At 38.9% G+C, this 15,624-nt stretch carries 6 protein-coding genes; 2 read left to right on the top strand and 4 right to left on the bottom strand.

Features of this window, described 5'->3' with window-relative positions:
- Nucleotides 1-4: 4 nt before the first annotated feature.
- The 4 genes from AC1HCU_RS04270 to AC1HCU_RS04255 all read right to left on the bottom strand — a co-directional run bounded on the left by AC1HCU_RS04270 (nucleotide 5) and on the right by AC1HCU_RS04255 (nucleotide 11,627).
- Nucleotides 5-1,537 (bottom strand): RagB/SusD family nutrient uptake outer membrane protein, encoded by a 1,533-nt coding sequence (locus tag AC1HCU_RS04270; RefSeq protein ID WP_286861686.1) that lies wholly within the window; start codon nucleotides 1,535-1,537, stop codon nucleotides 5-7.
- Nucleotides 1,538-1,548: 11 nt separating this feature from the next.
- Nucleotides 1,549-4,695 (bottom strand): SusC/RagA family TonB-linked outer membrane protein, encoded by a 3,147-nt coding sequence (locus tag AC1HCU_RS04265; RefSeq protein WP_480369489.1) that lies wholly within the window; start codon nucleotides 4,693-4,695, stop codon nucleotides 1,549-1,551.
- Nucleotides 4,696-4,995: 300 nt separating this feature from the next.
- The gene (locus tag AC1HCU_RS04260; protein WP_480369487.1) at nucleotides 4,996-7,503 is read right to left on the bottom strand and encodes a glycoside hydrolase family 127 protein; all 2,508 of its coding nucleotides are present in this window, start codon (nucleotides 7,501-7,503) and stop codon (nucleotides 4,996-4,998) included.
- A gap of 137 nt (nucleotides 7,504-7,640) precedes the next feature.
- Complete coding sequence (locus tag AC1HCU_RS04255) at nucleotides 7,641-11,627, bottom strand: hybrid sensor histidine kinase/response regulator (protein WP_480369484.1); 3,987 nt, start codon at nucleotides 11,625-11,627, stop codon at nucleotides 7,641-7,643.
- A 212-nt stretch (nucleotides 11,628-11,839) separates the two neighbouring features.
- Between AC1HCU_RS04255 and AC1HCU_RS04250 the strand changes: the two genes are divergently transcribed.
- Both AC1HCU_RS04250 and AC1HCU_RS04245 read left to right on the top strand, forming a co-directional pair.
- Nucleotides 11,840-13,921, top strand: coding sequence for a glycoside hydrolase family 172 protein (locus tag AC1HCU_RS04250; RefSeq protein WP_480369481.1), 2,082 nt, complete (start codon nucleotides 11,840-11,842; stop codon nucleotides 13,919-13,921).
- 45 nt (nucleotides 13,922-13,966) lie between these two features.
- Nucleotides 13,967-15,511 (top strand): ADP-ribosylglycohydrolase family protein, encoded by a 1,545-nt coding sequence (locus AC1HCU_RS04245; protein ID WP_480369478.1) that lies wholly within the window; start codon nucleotides 13,967-13,969, stop codon nucleotides 15,509-15,511.
- The last annotated feature ends 113 nt before the right edge of the window (nucleotides 15,512-15,624 follow it).

Below are 15,624 nucleotides of genomic sequence, written 5' to 3'. Positions count from 1 at the left end.
CATTTTAAAATTCATATTTGTCATTTCTGTCTTGTTCCCCTCCAAATGTGTAAGATTGAATATCGTAGAAGTTGAGTTCGAGCACAGGTATTGGCAGCTGACGGAAAGATCTGGTTGTCAATTGAAACTTATCAATTGGAGTACGACGTCTGTCATAGAACGGTGTAACTGTATATGCATAACCACATTCAACAAACCTTTCATAATAGATTGCTTCTAATATCTCATCTTTTGTTGAAGTTGCGTCTATATCGTTCAGTTTACCACGATTTACCCGTGTAAGATTTACCAATTCAACTGCTTTAGAGTTTTCTGAAGTTTGCAAAGCTGCTTCAGCATACAGTAGGTCGGACTCCGCTTTGGTGAAAAAATACAACTCTCCTTCACCCGATTGTTGGCCTGTTTCCGAAAATCTATTTAAAACATATGAGCTATATTTTGCATATCCATCGTATGTTAAACCTCCTGTTGGTGAATTAACATCAGGAAAGTACTGAAAGTCGGTTCCTAACCTGTAGTCGGGAGAGCTTGCTTCCGGCAATGTAGCCCCTTGGCCAAAATCGGTAGGTAGGGGCCATATTGCACCGGGATCACCTGGCTCTGCCATCATATTTATTACCCTCAGACCAACTCTTCCCCATTGATTTCCCCCCGGCCATGAAGCTGCCGCATATGACCACTCTTCCCAACCTTGCAATGGCAGTAGAGCTTTTATATCCACTGCAAGTCCGTCATCTATATAACCTTTCACTTTATTCCAATCTACAGAGGCGTATTCTTCCTTAGTTCTGGGGTGGTATGCCTCTGCTCTTGCAGCCATGAAATTAGCGAATTGACGCAGTTTTGTATTGTTACCAACAACATCTGACGGCAGTAAACCTGAGAAGTTTGTAAAACTTTGCGTATTGCATATTTCGATACATTTATCTAAATAATCAAGAGCTAAATCTTTTGCTTCAGAAGCCGGCTTAATATCTTCTGCAGTTATATTTCTCAGGTCTGTCTCTTCGGTTATTAAAAAGCATTTATCAAATAATAAGCTTAACTCTGTGTAAAAAGAACCCATTAAAAAGTAACAATTAGCTAATATCTTATAGGTTTGATCTTTATTATCTTCTCTATAAACAAGTTCCTTTTCTTGAATCATAGCCAACATATTCCTTACGGTACTTATTTTACCATAATGGTTGTACCATAAAGTCTTAGGGAATCCGGCATTTTGATCCGTATTATTAATCATTGGCTTTTCATAATCCCTACGATAATAGAAGGCCGGGAGGTTCCAGTTACCTGCACCTGCGGTTATTGCATCTGAGTTTGTAGCAAAAGTCCAGGTATCTCCATCATTTGCTGCCAGCATATGGTGCCACCAATTGTTGTAGGCTCCACCAATCAGAGATGGATATTGATTAATATCTCCCATTACCGTTGCAATATCCGGTTGATGATCATTCTTGATATCTAAGCCGGAGAAATATGGTTCGCAAGCGGTCAAATACAAGAATATTATACATGATATATATATTATTTTTCTCATAATTATAATAATTAAAATTCAATGGTTACTGTACCTGTAATTGTTCTAATGTCTGAAGGATACTTTGGTGTATCAGATCCTATCAGCGTACCACCTTCGACTGTTCTTGTTTCGGGGTCAGGTCCGGAATAGTTGGTTAGTGTAAACAGATTCCTGCCCACGACTCCACATTTGATGCCGTTTATGAAATTAATACCCAACCTGCTTAATTGCTGTCTTGTTACATTGTAATTCAAAGACATCTCTCTCATCTTCAAGAAACTTGCATCCTCTGTAAAAGAAGCCCTTGAGTGCTGGTTTGCATAGGTCATTGATTTCTTTTGATCCCAAGAACGCTCCGACATATCCCAGAAAGCAGCATTTCTTCCTGCAAACGACATGTACACTTTTGTATTATTATACAGTACTCCTCCTTGTTGCCAAGAAAGGGTGAAGTAGAACATCCAGTTCTTATAATTAAGAACATTCATTAGATTGACATTAAAGTCGGGTATCATATTACCGATGAACTCTTTCTGTGAAGTTGCTCCATTTTCATCCAATATAGACATCTTTGCTTCATCTCTTGTACCTATCAGATCCTTTCTCACTACATAACCGTAATTATTAATGGTGAAAATATCTTCAGCTGTTTGTCCCGGCTTTATAAGAGTGCTTGTTCTTACCTCATCGAGGGATGTTGCAAACTTACTTGAGTACAAATTGCCATATTTTTCATGAGCAGCAATCTTGGCATACCCTATGAAGAAATCGGGTCTTCCAAGCTCTCCAACATATTCCTCAAGCTTATCCCAAGTTAGGGTTGCATCCCATCTCCAATCCTTATTCTGAATTAAGCTTGCATTTAAAGAAACTTCGTGGCTGTGCACAAAGAATTCACCAACGTTTATATTTTGGAATTGGAAACCTGTTACGCCCGACACCGTCATAACATAAGGCAAATCTGTATTTCTTTTATGTGAGTAGTTATAAGTTAAATCGAACTTATTTAATATACGCATATCAAGTCCCACCTCAAGTTCCTGTGATAGTGCTGGTTTTAGTCTTGCATTTCCTAATTGTGCACCTCCATATAATGTTCCGTTGCTTAGAGAAAATGTTTCGTATTTGGCACCATAAGCAGGAAGTATACCCGCAGTTCCATATGATACGCGAGGTTTGAACATTTGGAAATATGGAATTTCAAAATCCTCGGTTACATTCCATGCACCAGATATACGATAATATGTCTGCCACATATTATCGTCTCCAATAACCGATGCGCCATCTCTTCTCACTAATCCATCTAATATATATTTGCCTTTATAATCGAGATTTCCTACAGCGGTATAACTGTTAGAGACTATACGGCTTCCCCACGATGAGTGGTCTCTTGTTTCAGGATCGGCCAATTCAAGTGAGGTATTGTTCATACCCGATACGGCAAGTTTAGAACCATTGCCCCATAATCCTTCAGACTTAAGATCCTCATATAAATATTGAAGTCTCAAAGTAGAATTTAAATCGCCAAATGCTTTTGTTAATAAACCACTTAACTCCATATTATGCTTGAATGAATTTCCGGAGCCTTTATAAACATACCCGTCATGGCGTGTACTTCCATCAGGATAGTTTACTAATAATCTACCCTTTGGAGTGAGATCCTCATCTTGATAATGGAAGAAATCAACACTGTAATTAGCGTTGAATGTCGCCCAGTACGCCGGCATAAATCTAAGACCATAGCTACCTAAGAAACGGTTTGCCGTACCCCGTTGAATCTTGTTATTTACATCGTATAATGGATTGATATTATTCCGAGTGGATACAATATTCGGATTTACTTTAAACGGAGTACCATCCAGATTATCTGCAAAAAAATTTGCATTAGGATCTGAGTAGTATATATCGTCGAAATTTATAGAACGACGGTCGTTTATTGTTCTTACATACAAGTTAGACATATTCAAAGAAACAGTATTTGATATTTTATTATCAAGATTAATTCTGAAGCTGTTACGTTTTACCCCATCCAGATCACGCACTACTCCGGGGTTGTGTGTATACTGAATTGAAGCATAATAGTTCATATCGCCATCTCTTGATCTACTTGTTAACCCTGCTGTAGTTGAATTAAATACTCTGGGAATGAAAAAATCTTTAAAAGCATCATTCTCCATGTTATATTTATTGTCCCATATTTGGTCTTCATCGAGCACTCCTCTTGTTGGATTTCCGTTGGCATCCACTAAATGTCCATGCGCTGTGCTTCTTAATGGCAAGAATCCAATAAAATTAGCCCCTATCTCACTTTTTATCGAAACGCGTGATGTACCGTCTTCTAAACTACTTCCCCGTTTTGTGATAATATTCACAACCCCGCCTGCTGCCTTTGATCCGTAGAAAGAAGCTGCAGCAGATCCCTTAATAACCTCAATGCTTGCCACATCTTCCATGTTTATATCCTTCAACACACCTGAAGTTACAATACCATCAATAATAATGAGGGGCTGATCGGAACCGGTAAATGATGTCGTTCCTCTTAATTGGATAACCGGCTCATCCATTGGGTTACCGGTAGTAGAAAACACCTTTATACCCGGCATCTTACCGGATAATGTAGAAGCAACATTGAGTCCGGGTACTTCCATTATTACCTCGTCGCTAATCTTTTCTACTGTGAAAGACAGTTTCTCTCTTGGTGTACCTTTTGCAACACCCGTTACAACCACTTCCTGCAGTAGTTGCGTATCTTCCTGCAGAACTATATTTATCCTTGACCTGTTATTTATGTTGACCTTAAGGTCTTGGTAGCCTATATATGAGATAATTAATGTGCCATCTCCATTGGCTTCCATTGTGAAATTTCCATCAACATCGGTTACCGTACCATTGGTTGTTCCAGCTTCAATAATGTTTGCACCAATGATGGGTACATTTCCTGAATCCATTACTTTACCTGTAATTCGTCTTTTATTTTGTTGACTACTTGTTTTCTCTATGGCAAAGTCTTTTATAACTTCATTTGATTCAATCAACCCATTGAAATTTGCAAAAATATTAATTGTACTCAGCAAAGTAACAATTAATATAGATAATTTCATTTTTGCTTTTCTGTTGATAAATTGAGTTGTAGCTGAAGTAATCTTTCTATCACTTTGTAATTTTATGTAATTCATATTGCATATTAATTTATCATATTAAATTTACTTTTAATTTATTTAGTGAATTAAAGGTTTCACATTACTGTTTTTCAGATAAAAATCAAGCTTAGATGATCTTAGATTATTGTTTTCAGTTTGGGAGATTATTCTATTTTCATAGGCAGATAAGTTTTAAAAATTATTTGAATCATTCTAAAGTAAAATCAATGTTGTCGACAGTTTTAAACTACTATTAATGAAAACAAATATGTGAGAAGTGGAATGTAAAGAGGTGAATAATTGTGTCAATAAAATACAAAATTGTATCAATATGTATTAATTACCTGATTCTACCTCTTCGATGTTAATTTCAAGTATACCTACAGCTTTTTCAGGCTGAGGTTTCATTAAAAGGCGTATTTTATTTGTAATTATTTGATGTGCGGGGTGTACCATATTAAACTGGTCTTTAAAAACATTGTAGGAGTCAGTAACATACAGAGAGAATTTATTCCATTTATCATTTTCTTCATATTCTAACGACCATTCTTGTGGTACTAATGTTCCGTTACCATCATCAAACCAATAGACAGAAACACTTTGAATATCGGTAGGCTTTTCAAGTGAAATCTCTACCCACTGATCTTTTCCTTGTTCGCCCCAGCTTGTCCAGCGTTTTACCCTTTTATCAGAAGAAGAGGAGGGAAATTCATTGTCGGCAACTGCAATCAAATTATCGCTTCTGTAAGTATACGAAGCTTCCAAACCTTTAAATTTACCATGCAACTGTATGTACTTATCTAAGTAAGGTCTGGCGAATGCCGACTCGGGAAGCCATGTCATCATGCTACCATCACCTCTATTGTTCCAAGCGAAATAGGGCAAAAGAGTTAGCTCAATTTGCTTATCTTCACTCTCCGTCTTTTCTCGGGCGGAGATCTCTACTTTTGGAATACCCTTCATAAGTCCTTCGGAGTATGTGGATAAGTTGAAGGTAGCAGGTATGTCACCAATAAAAACATTTGGTAATACGTCATCATTGTCAAATCCTTCGGCGGCATAAACTAACGGTCCCCTAGTAAGACATATTAGTCCTCTGTTTTCGGTTACTTTATCTATGGATTTAGAGAACTGTAGTGGCATGGGGAGATATAACTCAATGATATCGCCTTTTTTCCACTTGCGGTTGATCTTGGCAAAACCCTTTATCAAATCGGTAGTTATTTCTTTACCATTTACTTTTATAATCCATTTGCTGATTTCGTTATGTTGTTCTTGGGTAACAGCTTTATCGGTATAACAGTATAGCTTGCCGGGAACAAATTGATTACCTGTCCATGTAGGAATTCTAAGATTCATGGAAAAAGCTTGTCCGTCCCTCTCTGGTATAACTTTCCATTTAATAGTTTCACTAAACGGATACTCAGTAATTTGTCTGAGCTCAACCTTACCACTTTCTAAACTGAGGGTAGTTGAGCTTCCGGCGTAAAAAGAGCAATAGATTTCATTATGAGTCGTAGCATATATCATTCCTGGTACTTGTGGAATCAGACGTGCCAGATTAGAGGGGCAACACGCAGTCCCGAACCATGGAGATCTACCCCTCATACCGTGATTAAAAGGTGTTATGCCATCTGCTTCTAATGGATTGATGTAAAAGAATCTATTACCTTCGAGATTTACTCCCGCCAACACATTATTTAACAGTGCTATTTCTGCCACATCCATATACTTTGCATCTTTTTCCATCAAAAACATTCTATGGTTAAAAAATACATTCCCCACTGCAGCACAAGTCTCATTAAAGGCTCCTTTGTTAGGGAGATCATACTCCGGACCAAATCCTTCGATACCATGTACGGCACCCAAACCGCCGGTGATATGCATTTTGGTGTCTACAATATTATGCCAAATACAATTTAGAGCAGGACGTAGAGTGGAGTCGCGAGTATATACACTAACATCGGCCATTCCGGAATACAGATATGTAGCGCGCACTGCATGCCCAACAGCTCTGGTTTGTTCTCTTACAGGGAGATGTTGCTGAGCATATTCGGGTGACATCACACCCTGGCCTTTAGGTCGGTAGGTTACTCCCCTTATATCTATGAACTTCTTTGCCATCTTAAGATATAAACTATCATCAGTAGCTCTGAACAGTTTAACAAGAGCCAGCTCAATCTCCTCATGCCCTGGAGCTTGTAGTACAGGTTTGCCATCATTGTAGTTTGGATCCCCTTCAAAAAACACTTTATTGATATGCTTTGCGTTCTCTTCTGCAACTCTTAGCCATTTATCTTTTCCTGTAGCTTGATAATAGGCTATTGCACCCTCATACATGTGTCCCATGTTATACAATTCGTGACTATGAACCACATAAGAATAGGGTTTTTCTCCCATTTCGCTGGTTCTGTTTTTGGAAACACCTGTTACATGAGATTCGTAATTATATCCATCATCTTGCTGAGCCTCAGAAATAATATCTATTATGCGGTCCATTTCCGCTTCGAGTTCAGGATCGGGGTATAGTTTTAATAAGTAAGCGGCACCTTCCATAACCTTATACAAGTCGGATGCTACGAACCTGTGAGGGAAGGGTAACTCATCGGGGATGCCATTTAAAAAATTGGCAGTACGTTTTAGATTTTCAACTGCAGGTTTTGTTTTATCTAATGCAAAAGGTACTAATACCTCTTTTTGTGTATGTAATCTTGGAAGCCAAAAATTGTCTTCTAATTTGACTTCATTAAATGGCACAGGATTTAATATTTCTTGACCGTTTGCTACAAATAACGATAGATTGAAAATAAAGGAAATAATAATTAAGATATACCGATTATTCATGATGTAATATGCCTTATGTCAAATTTGCTGCTGTTTACAAAGATTGAAAGTTCCAAGTGTAAAGTATTTAATTATTGTTTCAAAAAAATATAAATTCGTGTCAAATCAAATGTATAAGGAATGTTCACCCATGTGGTTCAAAAATCTTTCGGATTAACCCCAAATTGATTAAAGAAGCATTTTGAAAAATAGTTGGGAGAGCTAAAGCCAACCATATAAGCAATTTCGTTTATTAAGTATTTATTTTCTTTGATAAGTTCTGCAGCTTTTTTCAATCTGACAAGCAATATGAAGTCATTGGGTGACAACTCCGACACATTATTCACCTTACGGTAGAGGGTTGAACGGCTTACAGCCATCTCTTCAGCCAATTTATCGATATTCAGGTTTGGTTCATCCAGATTGTTGTGAATAATGTGTATGAGTTTTTGTAAAAAATCCTCATCGGCTTTAGAGTGTGTAATGCTCTGATAAGCCAGTTCGGGAGAATTGCGGAACGCTTCCTTGATTTTTTTCCTGTTTTCCAATAGATTATCAATGCGGGCCATTAGATAATCAATGGAGTAAGGCTTCTCAATATATTCGTCGGCACCGTAATTTATTCCCTCAATTTTAGACTCCATATTGGTCTTGGCAGTCAACAGGATTACAGGTATATGGCTATACTTTAAGTTTTCCTTGAGTGTCTTGCAGAACTCCAATCCATCCATTACCGGCATCATGATATCGCAGATAACCACATCCACGTTTTCTTTGTCCATTATATCCAATGCTTCCAAGCCGTTTTGTGCTTGAAGTACATGAAACTTTCCGGTTAATTGTTTATAGAGAAGTTGCCGGAACTCTTCGTTATCTTCCACCGTAAGAATGGTAGGGATTGTTTTTTTTACATGAAACGGTTCATTTTTCGATGAATTACTTTGTTCATCATCCACTCTATCTGTTTGTTCTTCGTCGTGGTCAATCCCGATACTATATTCCTGATTTACAGGAAGTGTCATCACGAAAACAGTCCTATCTGCTTTCGTATTATCGCAGTATATGGTTCCCTTGTGCAACTCTACCAACGATTTAACAAATGCCAACCCAATACCGGTACCCTGTATGTTTTTATTTAATTTGAAGAAAGGCTCGAATATTTTCTCTACAAATTGGTCGGAGATTCTGTCGCCGTCATTGCCGATTTGTATCTCAAAACTTTTTTCGGTGTGTGAAAACTCCACTTCTATCACGTGAAAGGAATATTTTAAGGCATTTGAAAACAAATTGCTCAATATCTTGGTAAATACTTCACGATCGACATCGGCATATAAACTTTCAATTGAGAAAACAGCATCCAATTTTATTTCTTTGGAGTCAGTACTTGGCTTGAACCTGCTGATTGTTTCTTTTACAATATTTACCACATCGGTTCTTACAAAATTCAAGCTAAGTCCGTGAGACTCTGTTTTCCGGAAATCCATCAGCTCATTCACCAATTTCAACAACCTGTTCACATTTCGCTGGATTATAGTGAGATTATCCCAATTAGGATCTCGTTTGTCTTTCTCCTTCATTACATCTTCCAATGGGATTTTAATCAAACTCAAAGGAGTCCTGATTTCATGTGTAATGTGCGTAAAAAAATCAATCTTGGCTGCATATAACTCTTTTTCTTTGGTATTCTCGAGCTCTTTCAACAATCGCGCATTCCGGCGTTTGGTTTTTTGTACAAAGTTATATATGGTATAATATACAAAAACGCTTATTACCACTATATAAAGTAGATAAGCCCAAAAAGTCCTGTACCAGGGAGGGAGAATGTTTATCTTCAACGATGCACCCGCTTCGTTCCATACCCCGTCACTGTTTGCTCCTATTACCTTAAAAACATAATTTCCCGGGGACAGGTCAGTATAGTTCACCTGTTGAACCCGGTCGGCCTGAATCCACTCCCTGTCGCGTCCCTCTAATTTGTATGCATACTTGTTTCCCTCGGGATATGTATAGCTCAAGGCGGCAAAACCTATGCTAAATACGGAAGCATTGTACGGAATGTTGACACTGGTTGTATATATAATGGAACTGGTTAATGGCGAGTTCTTTTCCGTTAACGATACCTCCTTGTTCTGAATTTGAAAACTATTTAGAACGATAGCCGGAACGTATTCGTTGATTCCTAAATCATCGGGCATAAAGGCGACAAACCCCTTGACGCCTCCAAAATATATTTTGCCGGCGTAATCCTTAAATCCGGATTTGTAATTGAATTGATCCCCCAGTAAACCGCTCGAATGCGTATAGACGACAACATCCATATTTTCGGGATCGAGCCTGAAAATCCCCTTGTTTGTACTCCCCCAAATATATCCTCTTGAATCTTCTATTAATTTATAAATGACATCGTTGGGTAATCCGGTGTTAGAAGTAATAACGGTAGAAAATGAGTTTGCGTCTCTATTTAAAATACTGATCCCGGCTCCTTCGGTACCTATCCAGAGCCTGTTTTTCCTGTCTTGCAGCAAGCAAATAACGGACCGCCCCGAATCGCCGTTGTGAGTATCCACGGGGGACGAATAATGTTGCCACTCGTCCGAAAATCTATCGTATGAGAAAATCCCATTGCCGATAGTCGCAAACCATAGGATACCCCTATAATCTTCAAGAATATCGTTCACCTGATTTTTTATCAGATCTTCCCGTACCCTTACAAAATTATTTGATCTCTGGTTATAATATTGAAGTCCGGTCATTGATCCAATCCATATTTTCCCCGATGAGTCTTTATATATCGAATAAATATTGTCATCTTTTATGGAATTGCCGGATGCCCTGTTTTTATAGGATACTATTTTTTGTGATTGAAGATCAATCACATAGAGTCCATCGGAAAATGTGCCTACCCACAATTGATTCTCATCATACAATAACGAATGTATGTTTTTGGATGCAACAGGGCTTTGGGTAAACACTTTTGTCGAAGGATTAAATTTATTGAGCCCGGCGTCTTCTGTTCCTATCCAGATGTTTCCCTTATCATCTTCACAAAATTCGCTGATGCTTTTTCCGCTTATTGAGTTTTTACCGATTATCGGATAATACTTCTCAAAATGTGAAAACGAATAATTAAAATAACTCACCCCCCCAAAAAAGGTTCCGACCCATATTCCTCCTTCCCTGTCTTGAAAAAGACTGTGAATTGCATTGTCCGACAAGGAATAAGGATCGTTATGAATGTGTCTGATATTGATATATTTCATACTGCGGAGATCATAAATGAACACACCTTCCTCCGTACCGATCCAGATTTCCTGATTTTCAGTTTTTATCATACACCGGACAAAGAGAGGCGAATTGTCTTGTCCCTTCTCCAAAAACGGGGTAAACTTTTCGGTATGAAAATCGAACCGTTGTACACCCTTATTGACCGTCCCGACCAACAGATAGCTGGAGTTAAATGACAAAATGGTATTAATATCGTTCTCTGAAATCTTATTCCTTTTCTCATCTATCAGAAACTCCTTCACTTGTGCAGATACCGGGTTAATTTTAAGCAATCCCCGCCCATAGGTCGCCACCCATACATTGCCATCCACATCAAAATCAATTTTTCGAACATTTGTATTATTCAACGGATATATTTTAAGTTTTCTTTCATTGCTCAAACAAAACACGCCCTTGCCTTGTACACCCATCCAAATATTCCCTTTTCCATCTCTTTTTAAATCCCTGACTGCGCCCTCCACCTTTTCTCCGTCGGTCGTTTTCATATCGAAACGGAAAAAATTTTCACACATTGGATCGTAAATATATATTCCGTTGGTTGTCCCAACCCATATCTTCTCATTGCTATCTTGGAGCAGCGACAGGATTTTATTTGAACCGATGCTACGGTTATTTTCGTTGTCTTTCTTAAAGATTTTAAACCTTAGCCCGTCGTACCGGTTCAACCCGTCTAACGTGCCAAACCAAATGAAACCGGTTTTATCCTGTAAGATAGAATATACCATATTTTGCGAAAGGCCGTCCTCTACAGCCATATTTCTGAAATAATAATCGGAGTTTTTGGCCAAAGATGCCGGTGATAACAGCAAACCGCCCAGACAAAACAACACGGCTGTTATTATAGGTACTTTCGTATTCATTATTCATCCAAAATTAATGTCGAGGTTAATTAATAACTAAAGTAATTATTTTTTCGGTAAATTTTATTGATTTTCACCTCTTATAAACGGGAATTGTGCGAAATGGGAAGATAGTATCATTTTGTGAAATGATATTCCTCTTTGTGCCTGGATTTATCAATTAATTTTGATTGGGACACTTTTTAATCAATTTCAGAAGAGGAGAACAAAGAATGAATCCAACCATCAAAAAAACAGGAATTCTTATTTTTTCGTGGGCAATAAGTCTCAATATCGTTTATTCTCAAAAAATATCATTGGAGAGCCTTCTTCTTGAGATGACAAACAGGAAGACTTTGGCTGAATATCCTTCACCCGGCTATTTCTGCAAACAATTCAGCAGTTACGACCGGGCATCGGTTGAATCTGATCAAAAAAGCTGGTTTGCTAATTGGGACAGAAACATGTTTGTAAGAACTGAAACCGATCACGGCAGAAAGGAGTATGTGCTGATGGATGCAAAAGGACCGGGAGCTATCGTAAGGATGTGGATGACATTTTCCGGCGAGAATTCGGGACGAGGAGTGCTAAGGATTTATCTCGATGATTATTCCGCTCCCGTCATCGAAGGAGACGCTCTGGATATTATCAGCGGAGGGAAATTAGCGGGAGAACCTTTATCTGGTTCTGTGTCAAGATTGACAGAATACGGTATGCGCGGCCACAATCTTTACTTGCCCATACCCTATGCAGAAAAATGCAAAATCACCTATGAAAGTGACAACATCAAAGATATGGGTGCTAAAACCGGAGGAGAGGCAGTATATTATCATATAAACTATCGCACGTATGAAAATAAGACACCTGTAAAAACTTTTAAATTGGACCAATTACAAAAGTTGGACTTTCTCATACAAGCAACACGACAAAAATTAATCCGGAAAGATTTTTCACTTTCACAAAAGTTAAAGAAGGAAACACTGCAGGGAACTATATCCGCTGGCAAAAACCTGGATCTGACTATAATCGATGATTATTCCGCAATCCGCACAATTACCCTCAAAATGAACGCTGAGAATTATGAACAAGCTCTTCGAAGCACTATCATTCACATTTCATTTGATGGCATAAGGACAATTAGTGCTCCTATCGGCGACTTTTTCGGTACCGGTTATAAGATAAGAAAAAACCATTCATGGTACACGAAAGTGGACGACGACAGTACTATGTCGTGTTACTGGGTGATGCCTTTTAAAAGGAGATGCAATATCTTGCTCGAAAACAAAGGGGATCAGAATATCAACATTGAACAAGCCCAAATTATGACGTATCCTTACAAATGGACTGAAAACACAATGTATTTTTGTGCGTACTGGAGACAATACAGTTTTTTGGAAACGGGCGAGATGAAAAATAACGAAGGAGACGGTTTTCCTTTTGATATCAATTATGTGAACCTGAAAGGCCGCGGAGTGTATGTGGGCGATTGTCTGACTCTGTTCAATACGGTTTATGCGTGGTGGGGCGAGGGCGATGAGAAAATTTATGTCGACGGCGAAACTTTTCCGTCACATTTCGGAACAGGAACTGAAGATTATTACGGATACGCCTGGTGCAGGCCTGAACCGTTCATCGGACATCCATTTATTGCCCAGACCGACGGTAGTGGAAATTTTAACCCGGGGTACACCCACAACCTCCGGTTCCGTTCGCTCGATGCCATCCCCTTTAGAAAATCGTTGAAATTTGATATGGAGATGTGGCATTGGACAAAAGCCGTCATTCATTTTGCACCCATCACCTTTTGGTACATCAATCCCCAGGATGCCAGAGCTATTCCTTCCTCAGATCTATCGGATGCTGCGCTGAGGGTAGCAACAAAACGCGAAGATATCATTTCTCCTTCCATAATCGATAATAAAGTAGAAGCTGAAAATATGATATTGGAGAGAAAGACAGGCGGTAATTTTCGTTTCGACAATAATGTGCACCGAGGGTGGAGCAACAATATGCAGATCTCGTGGAGCGACCTGAAGCCAAACGACACCCTTTTCCTCTCTTTTATATCGGAGACCGAAAGGAGATCAAATATTACCATAAAATATTCCAAAGGAGTGCGATACGGCGCTTTCAACCTCTCTATCAATCAACACGAGCATGTATTTATAGACTCATCCGCAGCACAAGATGCAATAGGCGAACATACTTTGAAAAATGTAGCGATCAATAAAGGGAAAAACTTTTTGAATATTGTATTTTTGAAGCCAGAAGACAAAAATCAGATAGGAATAGACTGTATTGGACTATTCAACTAAATAAAAACGCCTGACATTTGATAACAAACGAATAAAATTAGAGTTATGAAAAATATTTTTAACCTTCTTGTGATTTTGGCTGCAATAATCATTGTCTCGTCTTGTCAAACAAATAAGCCTCCAAAGAGTGAGGTAATTATTACCAAAGCAGAACTGTCAGACAAAATCAAAGGTGGGTGGGCCGGACAAGTCATCGGATGTACCTATGGCGGGCCTACCGAGTTTCAATGGAACGGGACCATGATCGGTGATCACGTACCCATTCCTTGGGATAGTACTCGCATGTTGTGGTACTATGAAAATTTTCCCGGCTTATACGATGATGTATACATGGATCTGACCTTTGTAGATGTCTTCGAAAAAAATGGCCTCGATGCCTCAGACTCTCTGCATGCCCTAACGTTTGCCCGGGCTCAATATCCTTTATGGCATGCCAATCAGGCCGCACGTTATAACATACTGAACGGCATCATGCCTCCGGCCTCCGGCCATTGGAAAAATAATCCTCATGCCGATGACATCGATTTTCAGATCGAAGCTGACTTTGCCGGCTTAATGTCCCCCGGAATGATTAATTCCGCTGTTGAGATTAGTAATAGAATTGGGCATATTATGAACTATGGAGACGGGGTGTATGGCGGAATATATGTGGCATCGATGTATTCACTAGCGTTTGTTCACCGTGATATAGAGTTTATCGTTGAAGAAGCCCTGAGAACCATCCCGCAAGAAAGCGGGTTTTACCAATGTATCGCCGATATAATTAAATGGTATAGGCAAAATCCCAACGACTGGAAAGCTACCTGGTTTGAGGCTCAGAAAAAATGGACATATGACGTAGGATGTCCCGACGGAGTATTCAGACCATATAATATTGATGCAAAAATTAATGCGGCATACATCGTGATAGGTTTACTTTACGGAAAAGGCGATTTCGGAACTACCATAGACATCAGCACACGATGTGGTTACGATTCGGATTGCAATCCGGCCAACGCCGGCGGAATTTTAGGAACGATGGTGGGGTACAGCAATATTCCCGATCATTGGAAACAAGGGATAGAAAAAGTAGAGGATATTAACTTCGAATATACTGAAATGTCGCTTACCAAAGTATACGATGTGGGACTTCGTCATGCTGTAGAAATGATTAAAAGAAACGGAGGCGTTGAAAATGACGATTCATTCACTATAAAATGCCAAATACCTCAACCGGTTCCATTAGAGATTGGTTTTAAAGAAATATATCCTACCGAAAGAAGAAGGATAGGAACCCGGCTAACAAACCAGAATAAAGAGGTTTCACTCGATATAACCGGTTCGGGATTTGTTATTACCGGCAGTGCTGTTGCAGAGAATGATCGGCAAGATGACGTTCTGAAGATAGATCTATACATTGATAACAGTTTCATCGAAACCATAGAAATGCCCACTTCGTTTATTACCCGAAGACTTGAAGTAGCATGGAAATACGATCTTCCCGAAGGAATACATGATATTCTTCTCAAAGCCAAATATCTTCCTGAAGGATATTTGGTAGATATCAGGGATCTTGTTGTATATTCGAATAATAATCCTGATGCCCGATAAAATCTACGGGTATTGTACGTATCCCCTGTGGGATGTTTAATCATCCAATCTCCGATATGGTGGGCTTTAAAAGTGATTTATCGCCAGGAATGTATGTAATACCACCAGGAACG

It is taken from the genome of Proteiniphilum sp. LBM24028, assembly GCF_056629195.1.
Note: the sequence above shows the minus strand (reverse complement) of the source record. Positions and strands in the feature narration are given on the sequence as shown.

Coding starts and splice junctions, on each gene's coding strand:
- AC1HCU_RS04270 (WP_286861686.1), bottom strand. CDS start 1,537: ATGAGAAAAATAATATATATATCATGTATAATATTCTTGTATTTGACC.
- AC1HCU_RS04265 (WP_480369489.1), bottom strand. CDS start 4,695: ATGAATTACATAAAATTACAAAGTGATAGAAAGATTACTTCAGCTACA.
- AC1HCU_RS04260 (WP_480369487.1), bottom strand. CDS start 7,503: ATGAATAATCGGTATATCTTAATTATTATTTCCTTTATTTTCAATCTA.
- AC1HCU_RS04255 (WP_480369484.1), bottom strand. CDS start 11,627: ATGAATACGAAAGTACCTATAATAACAGCCGTGTTGTTTTGTCTGGGC.
- AC1HCU_RS04250 (WP_480369481.1), top strand. CDS start 11,840: ATGAATCCAACCATCAAAAAAACAGGAATTCTTATTTTTTCGTGGGCA.
- AC1HCU_RS04245 (WP_480369478.1), top strand. CDS start 13,967: ATGAAAAATATTTTTAACCTTCTTGTGATTTTGGCTGCAATAATCATT.